Here is a 21,509-nt window from a genome sequence, read left to right on the forward strand (position 1 = left end):
CCTGAAACTTTTGCGAAACCTCGTAAGGTGGGATTTATCCCACCATTTTTGAACGATTTTGCAGCCTGAAAATCACTTTTCAGGCTGCATTTTTATATCCCCAACTTCCACAATACCCAATCCCCCAAGTCAGGCTCAATCTCCGCCCGAATCGGCAGCACCCACACATTCTCAGGCACATTTTCAGGCAGCTTTACCGCATCTTTTTCCGTGATAAAAACATAATCCGCCACTGGCAAATCCGCCACATTTATCGCCGCATGGTCGGGCAAAACCACCGTATTTTGCAGCCTGAAACCCAGTTCCCCCAACGAATCAAAAAACCGCTGCGGACGAGCAATCCCAGCCACCGCCACGCACGTTTCCCCTGTTTTCAGGCTGCTTGCCAACAAGGTTTCTTGCGGACAATTAAACCGATACGGCGCAGCAATTTGCGTTTGGCTGTAAAACACATTTTCAGGCAGCCTGAAAACGGTTTTTTGTTCAGTCATGCCATTGCTGAACACCACGCAATCCACGGTTTCTAAACGGGAAACAGGTTCACGCAATCCGCCGTTTGGCAGCACGTCCAAATTATCGCGCCCCATATCGGCGGCTGGAAACACGCAAATTTCCACATCACGCGCCAAGCGGTAATGCTGCAAGCCATCATCTGCCACAATCATTTGCAAATCAGGATTTTGCGCCAACAACGCCCTACCCACTTCGTAACGGTTTACACCAACAGCAGTCGGCACGTGAGTTTGTCGGAACAGCATAAGCGGTTCATCGCCTGCATCTGCTGCGTGACTGTTATCCGTTAAAACATGAATGGCTTGCGACGCTCTGCCGTAGCCGCGGCTAATCACGCCTACTTTCACGCCGCGTTTTTGCAGCGACGACACCAGCGCGGCGGTTATCGGCGTTTTGCCTGTACCGCCTGCGTGAATATTGCCGACAATCACCACAGGAACGGGTAGTTTCTGCGTTTTCAGGCTGCCTGAAAGAAAATTGGCGCGACGTTTGGCGGTGATATGGGCAAATAGTTTGGACAAGGGGCGCAGGAATAGGCGCAAAATGGGGTTGGGATTTTGCCAGTGGTTTTCGATGATTTGGTGTAGAGATTTCATGTTTTCAGGCTGTGTAATGAATGGATTTTCAGGCTGCATTTTGTCTAAAAGCAGCCTGAAAAATAGGGAATTATAGCAATTTCAGGCTGCAATTAACTTACGCAAAAATTGCTGACATTCGTCCAACTGGGCAATTTCAATAAATTCATTCGCTTTATGCGCCTGCTCAATGCTACCTGGTCCGCAAACAATTGTCGGCACGCCAGCGCGTTCAAACAGCCCTGCTTCAGTCGCGTAAGACACTTTTCTGATTTCATTATCACGGCGCAACGCACACGCAAGCAGGGTAATCGCCGCTTGTTCAGACGCTTCTAAACTCGGCACAAACGCACGTGTTATCAATTCAACCGCCGCTTCTGAATATTCTTTGCGCATGGCTGGCAGCAGTTCATTGTGGATATACGCTTCAATTTCTTGCTGAATTTCTGCCGCAGGCACACCAGGTAAATTGCGGAACTCATACTGAAATTGGCAATCTTCAGGAACCACGTTCACCGCAATTCCACCTTGAATGAGATTGGTCGTCATCGTTGTGTAAGGCACATCGTAAAGCCCGTCAAATGGACCTTTCGCACGAAATGCGTCCGCAATATCACGAATGCGGCAAATCAACCGCGCAGCGTATTCAATCGCGTTGCACCCCTGCGGCGTGAGCGAAGAATGCGCTGCTTTACCGTGTACTTTGCACTGATACACGCTGATTCCCTTGTGCGCCACCACCACGCGCATGCTTGTTGGTTCGCCCACAATGCAGCCATCCACTTTTTGACCGCGCTTTTGCCACTCTTCAATCATCAACGGCATGCCAATGCAGCCCACTTCTTCATCATAAGATAACGCCAAATGAATGGGCTTTTTGCGTTCTTGCACCACCCATTCAGGCAGCAACGCCAGCACGGATGCAATAAAGCCTTTCATATCGCTCGCGCCACGCCCGTATAATTTGCCGTTTTGTTCTGTTAATTCAAAGGGATTGGTCGCCCAATCTTGCCCGTCTACAGGCACAACATCAGTATGCCCTGATAACACTAATCCGCCTTGCGTTTCGCCGTTGGACGCGGGCAATGTCGCAAACAAATTTGCCTTGTCGCCCGTTGCGTTTTTATCGACCCAGCAAGTTAAACCCAATTGTGAGAAATAGGTTTGCACGCACTCAATTAACGCCAAATTGGAATGACGGCTGGTTGTGTCAAAAGAAACCAGTTTGGTTAGCCATTGTTGGGCGTTTAGATTTTGGGACATGGTATCTCCTTGAAGTAAAATAGAATAATGGGAATGATTAAAGACGAAATGGGCAAGGCGCGTTAAGTTTTGGGCGATAAAAAAGACGAGTGCGAAACTCGTCTTTTTTTCAGGCTACTTTTTAATGTGCGACAAAATTTTTGCAATGGAACGTCGGCGGCTCGCTGACACATTTCAAATAAAACTTGTGATTATCAAAAATTGGTGGTGTCCTGAAAAGTGTGCTGTAAAACTAAACAATGCCAAAATGAATATCAAAGAAAGCTAAATCAAAAACTTTCTTGTGATAAAACATACTTTTAGAAAAGCAACACGTTTTTCTAAACGCTCGCCTTACTTTGTGCCGTAAACGACAGTTATTACCCTCAATGCCAACTGTGTGTTGCTTACCAACTAGATGCCATTCTTCATTTGAAAAGACATTTAAAAATGCAGCCCAGTCGTCGGTCGCAATTCTGTCATAGGTTACACGCAACTCTTTCAAACGCCGTTTGAGTGCTCGCGCTGTTGCTAAATCGCGCTTACCCCAAACGTAAGCGACAATTTCGCCACTTTCTCTGTGATAGGCATAGACTAGCCACACTTTATTAGACTTGTTACCGACAAATGTCCAAAACTCGTCTATTTCAAGTGTAGAGTAATGTTTTTGTTTAGGAAATGGCTCAAACTCATGGCGTTTTAAGGCAGCCTGAACTTTGTCTTTGCTGTAACCCGTAATTGCTGCAATATCGCGAATGCCACAACCTCTAACGGTCATTCTCCAAACCTGTTCATCAGCTTTGGAATGACAACCCTTATAGGTAAGGTTATGGTCGCCAATAAAATTACGGCAGCAATCTTTACAAAAATACTTTTGTTTACGATTGCCAGAGTAGCCATTTTTCTTTATATTTTGTCCTTGGCAGCGAGGACATTTCAGAGTTATTTGTATTTTCACACATTCAATAATACTCTGTTCTCGCTGCTTTTTTATTGCTTATTTTTTACAGCACACTTTTCAGGACACCACCCAATAGGTTACTATCCAAATCAATGAGCAATGTGCGGATTTTTTCGTAACTGGGTGTTCGTAACTGGGTGTATTATCTCTATCCCATGCAAGATATTGTTTTAATTCATCAATATTATTAGCAAGGAATGCACCTATCGAAATATTCGTCTAGTGAGTGCATGGTGTTGTCTATTTGGCTGTTTAAACTTCGTGCATTATACTTTTAATTTAAAACTTGTCAGGTCTGAGGAATTCCCTCCCTTTTGGGAGGGACGTTAATAGAATAATTCAGAACTTCATTTCTAGTGTTACAGTATAGTTGCGTCCTGGTGCAGCATATCGGTTATATACGCCAACATTACGGTGCTGATTGACTGCATCGCTTGCTGTTTGTCTAACAGATTCCCAAGTTGTATAACGATAGTTAAAGAGATTGTAGACTCCAGCCCTCAATGTTAGGAATTTTTTGATGTTGTAATAGGCCGACACATCTGTTGTTTTCCATGAACGAGTTCTTTTTTTAGCAGCTTGTTGAGCAATGCTGGTTTCTGCAAGTTGCTTGCTACCCAGTAATTCATTATTTGATTTTGCTTGTGAATAGGTTTGCATTAAGTTTACCCCCCATTGTCCATCTGGCTGATCGTATCCGATTCCAATCACATAACGAGATGGTTGAAGTGCATCAAATAGTGGTGACGTGGATAATGCAATATTGTGTTTGACAGAAGCATTTTTCACTTTCACTTTATTGTATGCAACGGTTGTATAAAGACCATCTGGTAGTTTGTCCCATACTCCATTCCAATAAACTTTACCCAATACATTAACACCACCTAACCGAGCATTTTGACCGTTTAGATAACCATAATCTCCACAAATTTTGTTCTTACCAATTTGACAGCCAAATGTGATGAGATCGCGGTAATCATTATTAAAATAACTGGCTTCTAAATGGCCAAAACTACCTTTTAGAGTGATGCCAGCTTCACGGTTACGCGATTGTTCTGGTTTAAGTTCAGTCTTTAATACGCTAGGGTGTCCATAACGCCAACCGTACATTTCCGAGAACGAAGGTAAACGGAAACCTGTTGAAATGCGATAAGATAAATCCAACCAATTTGTTGGTTTGACGACGACACCAACATTCCACGACCATTTTTTGTGTTGTCCTGTATTTGTGCCATTTACTGTTGAATGTGTTTTGCGATAGTCATATCGCACCCCTATACCTAAATCAAGATGTTTGCCTAAGCGCATGTTATCTTGCAAAGCAAAGTAGTAGCTACTTCCTTTGATGACTCTGCCAGAGCAATCTGAATAGTTTTCAGAGTTACCTCTGTAATTACATTGATCACTTCGGCTAACAATAGTTTTACCTGATGTTAAATAATAGGGGAAATCTTTCCGCCCATTGCGTTTGTTGGAAATGAGTATATCTGCCTTACTTAATGGTCGAGGTAGATCGGGGTTAAACTTCTCCTTTGGATCAATCAGCAAGGCTTGCAAGTAGTAATAGTCATCATGTTGCAAGTCCGATTTGAAGTGATCATAACCAATATTGCCGTTAATTTTGTGTTTACTCCCCGCTAATTCAAATGTTTTTTTAAATGCTGCCTGAAAAACATTGTGTGTTTCAACGTAACTATGGCTGTCAGATTTATAAGCAGATAAAGGTTTATCTGTTGATGGACGACAGTTTTTATCTACATACGGCCATTCTGAGCAATGCACCAGTTGCATATGGCTTTTTAGACGAATATTCTGACGGTCGTAGGAAAGACGAACATAGTCAAACAGTGTATTTTTATCAGGGTTCTCATAAATGTATTCTGGTCCAAAACGAACTTTTGTATGTCTTTCATCATGGAAGACACCTGTTGCATAACGGATACCATAACCGCCATTTGGGTCTAATCCTTCTGTATCGCTCAAAGCGGCTGCAGGATTAGTACCTAAATACCCTGTGCGTTTTCTGAGTATTTTTTTGCTATCTGGCACGAGATAGGAGGGAATACTCATATCGCGCATATCAAATTTCTGTTCGGTATGTTCAACAGTGGCGCCTATATAGTGGCGATTATTAAAGTGATAGCCTGGGCGAAATAGCCACGAGTGACTACCATAATTTAATGGATCAGCAAGGAAACGATTCGGGCCTGTGTAGTCTTGGACTGATACAGTTTCACGTACAATTTCTTCTTTTACAGGTGGTTTGGGATTCATCTTACATACGTCATAACCGCCTACACATTCATCTGCCATAACAAAATAGCCATTACTATTTTCAGTAGTTGCTTGATAGCGGCTGTAACTTTGTACACCTCTAGCTGCATCTTTATGTCCTTTGATTTCATGACCTTGTCTGTCTGTAAAAATCAATAATCCTTCCAAGCCATTGTCGCTTCGTCCAGCAAAGGCAATGGAATGGGTCAATGAACTATTCTTGCTTGCATAGGCATTTTTAGTCTGCAAGCCCCATGATTTACCTTCGGGAATGATGTCTGCCGCCTGTTTAGTTTGAAACGCGACTGACCCTGCTAGCGCACCACTGCCGTATTCGCTGGAATTGGATCCCTTACTGATTTCAATTGATTTGACGTTTTCATATTCAATTTCGTTAATTGCACCGCTGCCTGCAAATTTATTAGTTGACATAGGAGCTTGCACAATATAGGACTGCGCTTGTGGTAACCCGTCTACAACAAGTGCAACACGATTTCTATCCATTCCACGTACAGAATAGCCTGAACTTGCACCACGTCCTTGCTCAACAACAGTAATACCAGGGTCGTAACGAGTTAGGTCACGTATACCCAATACTTGTTCCTTACTGATACTTTCTGCTGTTTTGACCAGTTTACCCAAACCAGTTACTTCATTTTCTCTACGATGTTTTTGTTTTTTGGTGGTAACCTTAATATTTTCCAAATTCTGACTTAATGTTTCTGTTGATTGAGTTGTGGTCTCTGCTTGCACAGCCGTGCTTAAAAGTGACAGACAGATAATATTTAAACGAAATACTGTTTTTTGATTCATTATTAAATTTTCCTCAATTTTTCAGGCAGCATGCATCGCTGCCTGAAAATATTTTATTTGGCTAATTTTCCCAATAATCTTTTTATCAAACTTGATTATTTGACAAGTTGTTGGCGTTTAGCACCAAACACAGCAGATACTGCGCCCGATTCACCTGTTAATGAATTGCCATGGAACGAGCCTCCCAACTCACTAGCGTTGTTACCATAAAATCCGCCATTAACAGGCGCATGAATTTTTGTATTTTGGGAATTCAGTTGGTTTTTGGGATCAAGAGTAAAACCTTGGTCAGCGGTTTTTGCCATTCCAGAAAAGCCATTTCCTTCAATAGTTGCATTAATCGTAAATACGGGCTGCATACGATCTTTTGCTTTCAGTTCACCTGTCAAGGTTTTTTTGCCAAAATTGACTTTGAATTCAGCCTGATTATTTGCCATATTTGTATCAGTAGTCCAACTTGTACCGTTCACAATATGACCGAACCAGCTACCGCGATATAGTGCTTCTTTGTCTTCAACGGGTATGTCAGATAATGGCGTACGTTCACCCGAAAGGAACATACTGTTTTCTTCTGTTTTTCCAAATGTACCAAATTTGATGTATTCTAAATTATCACAACAAACAGTGGCTTTAAATCCATTTTTTTCAACGTGATTACCATCTAGAGGTATTTCAATACCATCAACAATGAGCTTTTTGATATTGCCAAAATTAACCAGTTTGGATTGGGTAAAATTTGAGCCATTTTTATCAATTTTGTAAGAATCTAAAATAGCTTGTACGTTGGTATTTGTTGTGCCATCTTTTTGTTTTGCACCAAATACCGCAAAGACTTTTTTATCGTCTGACAAGAATTTACCAGCCAACTCTTCTCCAGAATCGCCATAAAATCCTCCTTCCATGCTATCAGAATCAGCAGTAAAGGGGTGGTCTGATGCAGACTTGTCTGTTGCGATAGCCTTACCGCGGAAACGATTGCCATGCAACGTTGCACTTAAATCATAACGTTTAGTTTGTGGAATGTTTGCTGTATTATCGTTAATCCTATTGTTGCGGTATAGTTGCCCTTTCATTGTTTTATTGGCAAAATCGACTGTAAATTCGCTGGTTAACCCAAAATCAGTTTGCCCTTTTTTCGCCTCATTTTGGTTATATAGCACTCCCTCTTCGTTGTGGGACAATGCACTGTGCTGATTCGCTGCAGTACCTGATCCAATACCAAGAAATTGCTGTCCATTTTTTGCATCGGTCATATAAGCCCATGTGCCTTTGTATTCAGCCGTTCCAGTAGCTGGCAACGATTGCGATGGGTTGATACCTTTGTAAAAAATATAGCCAAAAGGACCATTTTTATAGATTTTATTATCACGATCGAATTCTTTGACAGCATTTTTAAAGAAATAGCCTAAACGTACATATTTGAAATCAGTATAGCCTGTAGCACGACTTTTGCCATCTGAAAAATCAAAAGAGTGTATCTCTTCACCTTTTTTATCTTGCACCTCTTTTATTAAAGTATTCAGCTTATCCTCATCTTTCAACTTAATAATATCTTTTGCTAATAATGGCACATGCTCTTCTTTGTTTTGTGGGTAATTATTGCGGCGTTTGATTTGCATGGCAAAACCCAACTCTGGTTCTTGCATAGCATTTAAGTCTTCCGTTTTACGTTTTTTCGTTGCTTCGTCCTGATATTTGGGTTCAGGTTTAAGTTCAGGTTTAGGTTGATTAGGTTGTGGCTTGGCTGATTCAACCATATCTAAATTAAAACTGCCACCTCCACCGCAAGCAGACAACAATAATGCTGGCGTAAAAATACATATACCTTTTTTTACAAAATTTCTCATTTCAACTCTCCATATTTGAAAATAAATAAAAATGATTTTTATTATTTTATTAATTATTGTATTTTTATGCAAATTAATTTTCTTGCAAGTAACTAGGTCGTGTGGACATTTCATTCAAAAAAAGGACTGTCCTAGATAACTAGGGGCTATTGACAATTCAAAAAAAGAGGCAAAGGATTTAAGATATTGTTTCCACACAACCATCCTAAACCTTTGCCATGTCCCGAAACACGCTTACAAATGAAACATGGTCAAGACTGTTGCCTATTTTGAAACAGCTTGGCATTTATCGCAAGAAAAATTTACGCAAAACAGTAGAAGGTATCCTGTTTCGCTTACGTACAGGCTGCCAATGGGCTGATATACCTAGTTATTTTGGTAAAGCAAACAGCCTTTACCAAAGTTTCAATCGCTGGTCTAAACGCGGTATTTTTACCAAATTATTTAAACATTTGGCAGATACACCCGATATGGAATGGGTCTTTATGGACGGTAGTCATATCCGTGTTCATCAACACGGCATGGGTAAAAAATCCATTGTGCATCAAGCTGTCGGTAAGAGTATCGGAGGTCATACGTCTAAAATTCATTTAGCGGTTGATGCTTGTGGTAATCCAATTGAATTTATGATTACAGCTGGTAATGTAAATGAGATTGTTGTTGCGCCTGATTTATTGGCACAATTGGACTTAAGTGATAATGAAACCGTGTGTGCTGATAGGGGTTTTGACAGTGATACTTTTCGTCGGTTAATTCATTCTAAACAAAGTAAAGCCAATATTCCATATAAGAAAAGTAGAGAGCATCTTAATGTGGACACAGATTGGTATTTATATAAAATCAGGCACTTGGTAGAAAACGCTTTTGCACGATTAAAGCATTTTCGTGCGCTGGCAACACGGTACGATAAATTAAAACGTAATTATGAAAGTACCGTGTCATTAGCTTGTGCTTTGATTTGGTTGAAATTATAGCTAAAATGTCATTAACCCCTAGCTTCAACGAAGTTAAAAGTTGAAACGGCAAATCGTTAATCAAGCAACCGTGTGCGTGCGTACCGCACACACCCTACACGTTGGTTTTTAAGTTCCGAGTGATTCAACGGTAGGGTGTGTGGCGCAGCCACGCACGCGGTGAGTTAGGTATGCTGGCTACGGCTTGCTAGCTACGATTGCTTGTGTTCATCATCTATTGAAATAAAAGATACCATTTTATTTTCTTTATTATTTTTCATTAGATTATTCAAGTTTTCGACGAGAGAGTTTTTCTTACTTTCGTATGGCGTTAAATAATCAGAAATAAAAGCTATTAACAGTAAAACTATGAATGTTGCTAAAATAGTCATTATTAATAAAAAAACCGTATTATCAAAATTTTTGTCGGTAAATAAATAGTTTTTTCTCGTCGCAATAGTATTTTCTGATGTTACAAGCAATTCATTATCCAGTGAATAATCAGAAAATGGAGCACCACCTAAAAAGAGTAGTTGTATCTCTCCTTTTTCTTTTTGTCTCAAATTAGGAATAGTAATTTCAATTTTTTTATCAATAATCATCATTGATGTGTTAGAAAAAGAAGATTTCATTTTAATATTCTCTTGATCTTCTTTTGTAGGAAGAAAAAAACCAGGAATAATTATATGAATATCTTTTTCTATTTGTGATGAATTATTTTCAATATTGATGGATAAAATGGAAGCTAGTCTATCGTAGTTATTAAAAGAGTATTCATATTTTATATTGCCAGAATTAATCCAGCTTATAATAAAAGTTGCAGCTACTGTTGTTAGTATCCCCACAATCAAACCAATAATATGATTTTTCATAATATTTCTTTCCAATCAAATTTAACAAGCATTGATTATTCAATTACTAATTGAATTCAAAAAAAACCTTCAAATACTTCCCAGTATAACTCCCCTTAACCTTCGCCACCTGTTCAGGGCTACCTTCCGCAATAATCCTCCCACCGCCATCACCGCCTTCCGGCCCCAAATCCACAATCCAATCCGCAGTTTTAATCACATCCAGATTATGCTCGATAATCACTATCGAGTTGCCTTTGCCTTTCAGACGGCCTATGACTTGCAGCAGCAGGGCGATGTCGGCGAAATGCAAACCTGTGGTCGGTTCGTCCAAAATATACAGCGTGCGTCCTGTGTCGCGTTTGGATAATTCTAGGGCGAGTTTCACACGTTGCGCTTCGCCACCCGATAACGTGGTCGCGGATTGCCCCAAGCGGATATAGCCCAATCCCACGTCTTGCAGCGTTTGCAATTTTCGGGAAATGGTCGGCACATTTTCAAAAAATTCAAAGGCTTCTTCTACCGTCATCGCCAAAACTTCGTGAATGTTTTTGCCTTTGTATTGCACTTCTAGCGTTTCGCGGTTGTAGCGTTTGCCGTGGCAGACTTCGCAAGGGACGTACACATCGGGGAGAAAGTGCATTTCTACTTTAATCACGCCGTCGCCTTGACACGCTTCGCAGCGTCCGCCTTTGACGTTGAACGAGAATCGCCCCACGCTGTAACCGCGTTCACGCGACAATGGCACGCCTGCGAATAATTCGCGGATGGGCGTGAATAAGCCTGTGTAAGTGGCTGGATTGGAACGCGGTGTTCTGCCGATGGGCGATTGGTCTACGGTAATCACTTTGTCCAAATGTCCCAAGCCGTGAATGCTGTCGTAGGGGGCTGGCTCTTCGTGGGCGCGGTTAAGCTCGCGGTGGGCGATTTTGGCAAGCGTGTCGTTAATCAGCGTGGATTTGCCGCTGCCTGAAACGCCTGTTACGCAAGTGATTAAGCCCAAAGGCAATTCTAGCGTTACATTTTTCAAATTATTGCCGCTTGCGCCTTTCAGAACGAGCATTCGGTCGGGATTGACAGGCGTTCTTTCAGATGGCACAGGAATAGATTGTTTACCGCTTAAATATTGTCCAGTCAAAGAATTTTCGTTTTTCGCTACGATTTCGGGGCTGCCTGAAACAATCACGCTGCCGCCGTGTTCGCCCGCACCCACGCCCATATCCACGACAAAATCGGCGTGGCGGATTGCGTCTTCATCGTGTTCCACCACAATCACGCTGTTACCCAAATCGCGCAATCTTTTCAATGTCATCAATAATCTATCGTTGTCGCGTTGGTGCAAACCGATTGACGGCTCGTCCAAAACGTACATCACGCCTGTCAAGCCCGAACCGATTTGGCTGGCTAGGCGAATGCGTTGGGCTTCACCGCCCGACAGCGTTTCGGCGGAACGGCTCAAATTCAAATAATCCAAACCCACGTTAATCAAAAAGCCCAAGCGTTCCATGATTTCTTTTAGGATTTTTTCGGCAATTTGGGCTTTGTTGCCGTCTAATTGCAGGTTTTCAAAAAACGCAAGTGTTTGATTTAATGGCAATGTGGAAATATCGTGCAAGGCTTGTCCGCCGACTAAAACGTGTCGCGCTTCTTTACGCAAACGCGCACCGCCGCAGCTCGGACAGGCGCGGTGGCTTTGGTATTCGCGCAATTTGTCGCGCACGGTTTCGCTGTCAGTTTCGCGATAACGGCGTTCCAAATTTGGCATAATGCCTTCAAATGCGTGTTCACGTTCAAATGTGCCGCCTTTTTCGGATAAGTATTTGAATGGAATAATTTCTTTTCCTGAACCATTCAAAATGATTTTTTGGATTTTTTCAGGCAGCATTTCCCAAGGGGTTTCCACGTCAAAACCGTAATGTTTGGCAAGCGATTGAATCATTTGGAAATAAAATTGATTGCGTTTGTCCCAACCGTCAATCGCGCCACCCGAAAGCGATAATTCGGGGTGTGCGACTACTCGTTCTGCGTCAAAAAAATCGGTGCTGCCCAAGCCATCGCAAGTTTGGCACGAGCCTAATGGATTGTTAAAACTGAATAAACGCGGTTCAAGTTCGGGCAAGCTGTACGAGCAAACAGGACAGGCAAAACGTGCGGAAAACCAATGTTCTACGCCCGAATCCATTTCCAACGCCAATGCGCGTTCATCGCCGTGTCGCAACGCGGTTTCAAAACTTTCCGCCAATCGCTGTTGAATATCATCGCGCACTTTCACGCGGTCAATCACAACATCAATATTGTGTTTGATGTTTTTTTCCAATTTCGGTACGTCTTCAATGGCGTAAATTTCGCCGTCCACACGCACACGCGCAAAACCTTGTGCTTGTAAATCCGTAAATAAATCAACAAATTCGCCTTTGCGATTAACCACCGCAGGGGCTAAAATCATCACGCGCGTGTCTTCAGGCAGCCTGCACACGGCATCAACCATTTGCGAAACGGTTTGACTGGCGAGTGGTTGATGGTGTTCGGGGCAATACGGCGTGCCGACACGCGCATACAAAAGGCGCAAATAATCATGGATTTCCGTAACCGTGCCGACTGTGGAACGCGGATTGTGGGACGTGGATTTTTGCTCAATGGAAATGGCTGGCGACAAGCCTTCAATCAAATCCACATCGGGTTTATTCATCATTTGCAAAAATTGACGCGCGTAGGCGGACAGGCTTTCCACATAACGACGTTGTCCTTCGGCGTACAGTGTATCAAACGCCAGCGAAGATTTGCCGCTGCCTGAAAGCCCTGTAATCACAACGAGTTGGTGTCGGGGAATGTCTAGGTCAATGTTTTTAAGATTGTGGGTGCATGCGCCACGAATACGAATGAAGTCGTTGTTTTGATTGTTGGACATTTTTGCTACCTTAATTGGAATGGTTTTGGTTTTCAGGCCGCGTTACTCTTATATTGGATGCAGCCTGAAAATTGAATAAGAATTTTGTATTCTAACAGTTGGGGGATAATAGACACAATAAAGCCGACTTACCATGAGATAAGTCGGCTTTATGTATGTTATTTTTTAAGTGGTGTGCCTGCACCAATTTTCACTCTATTACGCAATTTTTCTACTGTTTTTTCACCAATGCCTTTAACTGCGCTCAGTTCATCAACGCTTTTGAAGCCATTATGTTCTTCTCTGTATTCAATAATTTTTTTAACTTTAGCTTCACCAACGCCTGTACCTTTAAGAGCAATAACCAATTCTTCTGCTGTTGCTGAGTTTATATCTACTGGTTCGCCTGTGTATGCAGGTGCTTCAGTTGATTTTTTAGATTTCTTTTTAGAAATTACTTTAGTATCGCTAGCACTAGCTGTTTCTGTATTCATCAAACCGGCAGCTGTATTGCTATTAGCTGTATTAGTTTTTTGTTCTCCACAGGCAGACAACCCAATAACTGTTGATAGACATAATGCAATTAATGCTTTAGACAAACTCATGCTAATTTTTATCCTTTCTTTAAAATGTGTGTTATAAACTTGTTTTATAAAAAAACTCTCCGTTAGATAACTCTAGCAGAGGGTTTAGAATAAATAGTTTGGCGATGACCTACTTTCGCATAGGGACTATACTATCATCGGCGCTGGTTTGTTTCACTGTCCTGTTCGAAATGGGAAGGAGTGGGACCAAACCGCTATGGTCGCCAAACAAAAACTGTAAATTGGTAAGCCGTTATTTAATCAACTATTAGGTGATGAACTGTATTTATCAGTAAGCTTTATATTTGATACTTTAAAAGGTTTTATTTTAAAGTTCTTCAAATGATAGAGTCAAGCCTCACGAGCAATTAGTATTAGTTAGCTTCAAGTGTTACCACTCTTCCACACCTAACCTATCAACGTCCTGGTCTAGAACGACTCTTTAGTGCGGTTAAACCGCAAGGGAAGTCTCATCTTTGGGCGAGTTTCGCGCTTAGATGCTTTCAGCGCTTATCTCTTCCGAACTTAGCTACCCGGCTATGCTTCTGGCGAAACAACCGGTACACCAGAGGTTCGTCCACTCCGGTCCTCTCGTACTAGGAGCAGCCCCCTTCAAACTTCCAACGCCCACTGCAGATAGGGACCAAACTGTCTCACGACGTTTTAAACCCAGCTCACGTACCACTTTAAATGGCGAACAGCCATACCCTTGGGACCGACTACAGCCCCAGGATGTGATGAGCCGACATCGAGGTGCCAAACTCCGCCGTCGATATGGACTCTTGGGCGGAATCAGCCTGTTATCCCCGGAGTACCTTTTATCCGTTGAGCGATGGCCCTTCCATTCAGAACCACCGGATCACTATGTCCTGCTTTCGCACCTGCTCGACTTGTCGGTCTCGCAGTTAAGCTACCTTTTGCCATTGCACTATCAGTCCGATTTCCGACCGGACCTAGGTAACCTTCGAACTCCTCCGTTACTCTTTGGGAGGAGACCGCCCCAGTCAAACTGCCTACCATGCACGGTCCCCGACCCGGATAACGGGTCTGGGTTAGAACCTCAAAGTCACCAGGGTGGTATTTCAAGGACGGCTCCACAGAGACTAGCGTCTCTGCTTCAAAGCCTCCCACCTATCCTACACAAGTGACTTCAAAGTCCAATGCAAAGCTACAGTAAAGGTTCACGGGGTCTTTCCGTCTAGCAGCGGGGAGATTGCATCTTCACAACCATTTCAACTTCGCTGAGTCTCGGGAGGAGACAGTGTGGCCATCGTTACGCCATTCGTGCGGGTCGGAACTTACCCGACAAGGAATTTCGCTACCTTAGGACCGTTATAGTTACGGCCGCCGTTTACTGGGGCTTCGATCCGATGCTTGCACATCTTCAATTAACCTTCCAGCACCGGGCAGGCGTCACACTCTATACGTCCACTTTCGTGTTAGCAGAGTGCTGTGTTTTTAATAAACAGTCGCAGCCACCGATTCTCTGCGACCCTCAGGGGCTTACGGAGTAAATCCTTCACCTTAGAGGGCATACCTTCTCCCGAAGTTACGGTATCAATTTGCCGAGTTCCTTCTCCCGAGTTCTCTCAAGCGCCTTAGAATTCTCATCCTGCCCACCTGTGTCGGTTTGCGGTACGGTTCAATTCAAACTGAAGCTTAGTGGCTTTTCCTGGAAGCGTGGTATTTACTACTTCATGTCCGTAGACACTCGTCATCACATCTCGGTATTAAAGAAGCGGATTTACCTACTTCCTCTACCTACCTGCTTAAACAATCTAATCCAACAGATTGATAGCATAACCTTCTCCGTCCCCACATCGCATTTGAATCAAGTACAGGAATATTAACCTGTTTCCCATCGACTACGCATCTCTGCCTTGCCTTAGGGACCGACTCACCCTACGCCGATGAACGTTGCGTAGGAAACCTTGGGCTTTCGGCGAGCGGGCTTTTCACCCGCTTTATCGCTACTCATGTCAACATTCGCACTTCTGATACCTCCAGCAACCTTTACAAGTCACCTTCGCAGGCTTACAGAATGCTCCCCTACCATGCATTACCGCATCCGCAGCTTCGGTTATAGATTTGAGCCCCGTTACATCTTCCGCGCAGGAAGACTCGACCAGTGAGCTATTACGCTTTCTTTAAATGATGGCTGCTTCTAAGCCAACATCCTGGCTGTCTGTGCCTTCCCACTTCGTTTACCACTTAATCTATCATTTGGGACCTTAGCTGGCGGTCTGGGTTGTTTCCCTCTTGACACCGGACGTTAGCACCCGATGTCTGTCTCCCGAGGAGCAACTTGATGGTATTCTTAGTTTGCCATGGGTTGGTAAGTTGCAATAACCCCCTAGCCATAACAGTGCTTTACCCCCATCAGTCTCATATCTCGAGGCACTACCTAAATAGTTTTCGGGGAGAACCAGCTATCTCCGAGTTTGTTTAGCCTTTCACCCCTATCCACAGCTCATCCCCGCATTTTGCAACATGCGTGGGTTCGGACCTCCAGTACCTGTTACGGCACCTTCATCCTGGCCATGGATAGATCACTCGGTTTCGGGTCTACACCCAGCAACTAGTCGCCCTATTAAGACTCGGTTTCCCTACGCCTCCCCTACTCGGTTAAGCTCGCTACTGAATGTAAGTCGTTGACCCATTATACAAAAGGTACGCAGTCACACCACAAAGATGCTCCCACTGTATGTATGCATCAGGTTTCAGGTTCTATTTCACTCCCCTCCCGGGGTTCTTTTCGCCTTTCCCTCACGGTACTGGTTCACTATCGGTCGATGATGAGTATTTAGCCTTGGAGGATGGTCCCCCCATATTCAGACAGGATTTCACGTGTCCCGCCCTACTTTTTGTATACTTAGTACCATCATTGAGATTTCAAATACGGGGCTATCACCCACTATGGCGGAAGTTTCCAATTCCTTCTTCTATCTCAACAACTATCATATACAGGCTTTTCCGCGTTCGCTCGCCACTACTTGCGGAATCTCGGTTGATTTCTTTTCCTCTGGGTACTTAGATGGTTCAGTTCTCCAGGTTCGCTTCTCTAGCCCTATGTATTCAGACTAGGATACTGATTACTCAGTGGGTTTCCCCATTCGGATATCACGGTATCATTGCTTTTTTGCCAGCTTCTCCGTGCTTTTCGCAGGCTTACACGTCCTTCTTCGCCTATCATCGCCAAGGCATCCACCTGATGCACTTATTCACTTGACTCTATCATTTGAAGAACCTTCTGACTTTGTTAATCAGTGCGTTGACTACATGACTAACTTAGATTCTCTACTTTGATAAAGCTTACTGCTTGTTGTGTACTAACCTTGCCTTTTGAATTCAAGGTTAGTTGATACAATCATCACCCAAATTTTGTCATTCGATTTGTTGCCTTTACAGGCTGCCTGAAATACTGTTGCATCAGCATCCCAAACCAAATCGACAACATTGTCTTTGTTTGTTGATTTCGGCTTTCCAATTTGTTAAAGATCGATGCGTTTAATTATACTTCTTCTCAGCTTTCGCTTATAAAAATATATCGCAAATTAAAGTAAGCTCGCCAGTTTATCTAAACTTGCTTTAATTTGCAATCTAATTTTTCATTTTATTTAATCTTGGTGGAGGCAAACGGGATCGAACCGATGACCCCCTGCTTGCAAAGCAGGTGCTCTACCAACTGAGCTATGCCCCCAGTATTTACCTATTAAATTGATTTCTTTTTCTTCTAATTTAACTCAGTTTATTCTCTTGGTGGGTCTGGTAGGACTTGAACCTACGACCCCACGCTTATCAAGCGTGTGCTCTAACCACCTGAGCTACAAACCCTATGTGTCGCATCTTTATTTCAGCTTACCGATAAGTGTGAGTACCTAATCGCCTCTTCTTTTCTCTAGAAAGGAGGTGATCCAGCCGCAGGTTCCCCTACGGCTACCTTGTTACGACTTCACCCCAGTCACGAAGCATACCGTGGTAAGCGGACCCCTTACGGTTATCCTACCTACTTCTGGTATCCCCCGCTCCCATGGTGTGACGGGCGGTGTGTACAAGACCCGGGAACGTATTCACCGCAGTATGCTGACCTGCGATTACTAGCGATTCCGACTTCATGCACTCGAGTTGCAGAGTGCAATCCGGACTACGATCGGTTTTCTGGGATTGGCTCCACCTCGCGGCTTGGCTACCCTCTGTACCGACCATTGTATGACGTGTGAAGCCCTGGTCATAAGGGCCATGAGGACTTGACGTCATCCCCACCTTCCTCCGGTTTGTCACCGGCAGTCTCATTAGAGTGCCCAACTTAATGATGGCAACTAATGACAAGGGTTGCGCTCGTTGCGGGACTTAACCCAACATCTCACGACACGAGCTGACGACAGCCATGCAGCACCTGTGTTACGGTTCCCGAAGGCACTCTCCCGTCTCTGGGAGATTCCGTACATGTCAAGACCAGGTAAGGTTCTTCGCGTTGCATCGAATTAATCCACATCATCCACCGCTTGTGCGGGTCCCCGTCAATTCCTTTGAGTTTTAATCTTGCGACCGTACTCCCCAGGCGGTCAATTTCACGCGTTAGCTACGCTACTAAGCAATCAAGTTGCCCAACAGCTAATTGACATCGTTTAGGGCGTGGACTACCAGGGTATCTAATCCTGTTTGCTACCCACGCTTTCGAGCATGAACGTCAGTGTTATCCCAGGGGGCTGCCTTCGCCATCGGTATTCCTCCACATCTCTACGCATTTCACTGCTACACGTGGAATTCTACCCCCCTCTGACACACTCTAGCTAGCCAGTTCAAAACGCAGTTCCCAAGTTGAGCTCGGGGATTTCACATCTTGCTTAACTAACCGTCTGCGCTCGCTTTACGCCCAGTAATTCCGATTAACGCTCGCACCCTACGTATTACCGCGGCTGCTGGCACGTAGTTAGCCGGTGCTTATTCTTTAGGTACCGTCATCAGTTAATGATATTAGCATCAACCTTTTCTTCCCTAACAAAAGTCCTTTACAACCCGAAGGCCTTCTTCAGACACGCGGCATGGCTGGATCAGGCTTTCGCCCATTGTCCAAAATTCCCCACTGCTGCCTCCCGTAGGAGTCTGGGCCGTGTCTCAGTCCCAGTGTGGCGGATCATCCTCTAAGACCCGCTACTGATCGTCGCCTTGGTGGGCCTTTACCCCACCAACTAGCTAATCAGATATTGGCCGCTCGAATAACGCGAGGTCCGAAGATCCCCCACTTTCACCCTCAGGTCGTATGCGGTATTAGCTATCCTTTCGGATAGTTATCCCCCATTACTCGGTACGTTCCAATATATTACTCACCCGTTCGCCACTCGCCGACAGTAGTGCAAGCACTACCTCGCTGCCGTTCGACTTGCATGTGTAAAGCATGCCGCCAGCGTTCAATCTGAGCCAGGATCAAACTCTTATGTTCAATCTCTAACTTACTTAACTTCTGGTCTGCTTCAAAGAAACCAACAAAGAGTAACTAACCAAAGTTAATCACAATCTTGTCTGTTTTTGTCGCAGTGTGAGACCATCAGGCACTCACACTTATCGGTAATCTGTTCTGTTAAAGAGCTTGTCTCAGAAATCTAAATCCACTATAATTCAGTAGTTCTTCTTTTCTTTTTCTTCGTTGCCGTAGCAGCGAAGAACCGAATAATACGCATCTACCTCTAAATCGTCAACTCCTAATTCGCAAAAAAATTTAAAAAATTCTACAAAAATATACCAACCCATTATTTATTAAGAAATTTTATTTCCATATTTTTTTACTTTTCTTCTGCATAAATCCATACAAACTGATACGCAACTTAAATATCTCTCCAAAGAAATCTTTCTTAACCCAAACAAAAAGCAGCCTGAAAGAGATTTCAGGCTGCTTTTTGTTTTACTGCCCACGCAAAAACAACGAATCCAAATCCGCCAAACTCAAACGTACCCAAGTCGGGCGACCATGATTGCATTGATTGCTGCGTTCAGTTGCTTCCATATCGCGCAGCAACGCATTCATTTCAGGTAACGTCAGTTGTCGTCCAGCGCGTACCGAACCATGGCACGCCATTGTCCCCAAAATTTGATTTTCTAGCGATTCAATGGTTTGCGAACTGCCAACTGCCGCCAATTCACGCAAAACATCTTTCGCCAATTCCGCCACGTCTGATTTCCCCAACATTTGTGGCACAGAACGCACCGCCAACTGTCCATCGCCCATTTCTACCAAACTCAAACCATAATCACGCAATGTTTCAGCAAAATCCGCTGCTGTGGCTCGTTCTTCGTGTGAAGCAGAAAAAATAACTGGAATCAACAATATTTGCGCTTTCAGGCTGCCTGAAACGCGCGCCGCTTTCATTCTTTCGTAATTCACACGTTCCGCCGCCGCGTGCATATCTACCAAAATCAAACCGTCCGCCGTTTGCGCCAAAATGTAAATTCCCAATAATTGCGCCAACGCAAAACCCAATGGGTATTCTGGCGTTTCTGTTTTAGGCTCAACAGCTTGAATTGTATTTTCAGGCTGCCTGAAAGATTCAAATGCACTCAATTCATCATCACGATACAACTCCACGTAAGTATTTATCGCAGATTGACGTTCGCGCAAAGTCAAACTTCGCTGCTGCGGTGCGTGAAACGCCGAATAACTCACAGGTGTAACTTTTTGATAATGATTAGGAAAATCTGTTTTCAGGCTGCCTGAAAAATCCGTTTTCGTATTGGTAGATTGATTGGCAACTCGCTCCTGCAAAATCTCGCCCACATTGCTCACGCTGTCGGTAACATCGGCACGAGTATCCGCCAATACCTTGTTTAAACAATGAAAAATTAACTGATGCACCGCCTGACTGTCGCGGAAACGAATTTCCGTCTTGGTCGGGTGGACGTTCACATCAACCCATTCAGGTGGAATGTCCAAAAACAGCACAAACGCTGGCGTAATCTGATTATGCAACACATCGCGATACGCCTGCTTGACCGCGTGCAACATCACTTTATCGCGCACAAAACGATTGTTTACAAAGCAAAATTGCAAATCCGATTTGCCTTTCGCAAAAGTTGGCTTGGAAATAAAACCGCGCAAACGCAAGGCATTTTCGCCGCTATCCACAGGCAAACAGGCTGCCTGAAAATCCGCACCCATAATTTTCGCCACGCGCTGTTCCGCCGATTGTGCTGGATAATGAAACACGTTTTTGCCATTGTTTTTCAAAGAAAACTCAATCTGCGGATTCGCCAACGCCAAACGCTCCAACATCGTGGCGCAATGCGCGTATTCCGTGTTTTCTGATTTCAAAAATTTGCGCCGCGCTGGCGTGTTGAAAAACAATTCCGCCACTTCCACCGTTGTGCCGACTGGGTGCGCAGCTGCCTGAACGCCGCTTAATGTGCCGTCTTCGGCGCGAATTTGGTGCGCGTGGGCTTGCTCGGCGGTGCGGCTGGTCAATGTGAGCCGCGACACCGAAGCAATGCTCGCCAAACCTTCGCCGCGAAAACCCATGCTGCGGACGTGTTCCAAATCAGATAAATCTTTGATTTTGCTGGTAGCGTGGCGCGACAAGGCAAGGGGCAAATCGTCTGCGTGAATGCCGCCGCCGTTGTCGTTTACGCGAATCAGTTTAATGCCGCCGCCTGCGATTTCGATGTGAATGGCGGTCGCGCCTGCGTCTAGGCTGTTTTCTACGATTTCTTTGAGCGCGTTGGCTGGACGTTCGACCACTTCGCCTGCGGCAATTTGGTTGATTAAATGGCTGGGTAACGAGTTAATTCGGGACATTTGAATAAGCAATCCTATAAAGTATAGCCGCAATTCTAAAGGTTTTTCAGGCAGCCTGAAAACTTTTACTTGAAAACAATTCCTATTTTTAGCAGCCTGAAATTAGGCTACAGTTCCGTTTTTTTCTTTCGCAGAAAAACCACAGTGTTCCAACTCAAAAAACCACATTCATCGTGCCAGAGCGCACGCTATTACACACAATCAATCTCGAATTGCAGCCTGA

The 21,509-nt window shown here is 44.0% G+C and carries 10 protein-coding genes, 2 tRNA genes and 3 rRNA genes; 1 reads left to right on the plus strand and 14 read right to left on the minus strand.

All coding sequences use genetic code 11. The features are described 5' to 3' along the window. Positions 1 to 92: 92 nt before the first annotated feature. The 5 genes from lpxK to QEO93_RS06470 all read right to left on the minus strand — a co-directional run bounded on the left by lpxK (position 93) and on the right by QEO93_RS06470 (position 8,225). A complete protein-coding gene (gene lpxK / locus QEO93_RS06450) occupies positions 93 to 1,109 on the minus strand; it encodes a tetraacyldisaccharide 4'-kinase (RefSeq protein ID WP_032136588.1) in 1,017 nt (338 codons plus the stop codon). Between the two features lie 81 nt (positions 1,110 to 1,190). Continuing rightward, a complete protein-coding gene (gene argE / locus QEO93_RS06455) occupies positions 1,191 to 2,351 on the minus strand; it encodes an acetylornithine deacetylase (RefSeq protein WP_032136560.1) in 1,161 nt (386 codons plus the stop codon). 232 nt (positions 2,352 to 2,583) lie between these two features. After that, the gene (locus QEO93_RS06460; RefSeq protein WP_085815405.1) at positions 2,584 to 3,288 is read right to left on the minus strand and encodes an IS1 family transposase; all 705 of its coding nucleotides are present in this window, start codon (positions 3,286 to 3,288) and stop codon (positions 2,584 to 2,586) included. Positions 3,289 to 3,630: 342 nt separating this feature from the next. After that, positions 3,631 to 6,378 (minus strand): lactoferrin/transferrin family TonB-dependent receptor, encoded by a 2,748-nt coding sequence (locus QEO93_RS06465; RefSeq protein ID WP_085815384.1) that lies wholly within the window; start codon positions 6,376 to 6,378, stop codon positions 3,631 to 3,633. A 95-nt stretch (positions 6,379 to 6,473) separates the two neighbouring features. Beyond that, the gene (locus QEO93_RS06470; protein WP_085815383.1) at positions 6,474 to 8,225 is read right to left on the minus strand and encodes a transferrin-binding protein-like solute binding protein; all 1,752 of its coding nucleotides are present in this window, start codon (positions 8,223 to 8,225) and stop codon (positions 6,474 to 6,476) included. A gap of 218 nt (positions 8,226 to 8,443) precedes the next feature. On the opposite strand from QEO93_RS06470, the gene QEO93_RS06475 reads away from it, so the two are divergent. Next, positions 8,444 to 9,199 (plus strand): IS5 family transposase, encoded by a 756-nt coding sequence (locus QEO93_RS06475; RefSeq protein ID WP_085815434.1) that lies wholly within the window; start codon positions 8,444 to 8,446, stop codon positions 9,197 to 9,199. Positions 9,200 to 9,390: 191 nt separating this feature from the next. Here the strand turns inward: QEO93_RS06475 and QEO93_RS06480 are convergent, their stop codons facing one another. The 9 genes from QEO93_RS06480 to mutL form a co-directional block, all read right to left on the minus strand. Further along, positions 9,391 to 10,050 (minus strand): hypothetical protein, encoded by a 660-nt coding sequence (locus QEO93_RS06480; RefSeq protein ID WP_003788290.1) that lies wholly within the window; start codon positions 10,048 to 10,050, stop codon positions 9,391 to 9,393. Positions 10,051 to 10,096: 46 nt separating this feature from the next. Then, a complete protein-coding gene (gene uvrA / locus QEO93_RS06485; RefSeq protein ID WP_032136233.1) occupies positions 10,097 to 12,937 on the minus strand; it encodes an excinuclease ABC subunit UvrA in 2,841 nt (946 codons plus the stop codon). A gap of 158 nt (positions 12,938 to 13,095) precedes the next feature. Further along, on the minus strand, positions 13,096 to 13,521 hold the full coding sequence (locus QEO93_RS06490; protein WP_209434832.1) for a ComEA family DNA-binding protein: 426 nt from the start codon (positions 13,519 to 13,521) through the stop codon (positions 13,096 to 13,098). Positions 13,522 to 13,617: 96 nt separating this feature from the next. Beyond that, positions 13,618 to 13,729, minus strand: a 5S ribosomal RNA gene (gene rrf / locus QEO93_RS06495). A gap of 118 nt (positions 13,730 to 13,847) precedes the next feature. Then, a 23S ribosomal RNA gene (locus tag QEO93_RS06500) occupies positions 13,848 to 16,731 on the minus strand. Between the two features lie 393 nt (positions 16,732 to 17,124). Further along, positions 17,125 to 17,200 (minus strand) — tRNA-Ala (locus QEO93_RS06505). A gap of 57 nt (positions 17,201 to 17,257) precedes the next feature. Continuing rightward, positions 17,258 to 17,334 (minus strand) — tRNA-Ile (locus QEO93_RS06510). 68 nt (positions 17,335 to 17,402) lie between these two features. Further along, positions 17,403 to 18,943: ribosomal RNA gene (locus QEO93_RS06515) — 16S ribosomal RNA — on the minus strand. Together the 16S, 23S and 5S rRNA genes with 2 tRNA genes alongside form the textbook arrangement of a ribosomal RNA operon. Positions 18,944 to 19,402: 459 nt before the next feature. Further along, complete coding sequence (gene mutL, locus QEO93_RS06520) at positions 19,403 to 21,286, minus strand: DNA mismatch repair endonuclease MutL (protein WP_032137700.1); 1,884 nt, start codon at positions 21,284 to 21,286, stop codon at positions 19,403 to 19,405. Positions 21,287 to 21,509: the final 223 nt, after the last annotated feature.

The organism is Kingella negevensis, assembly GCF_030177895.1.
Classification (GTDB): Bacteria; Pseudomonadota; Gammaproteobacteria; order Burkholderiales; family Neisseriaceae; genus Kingella_C; species Kingella_C negevensis.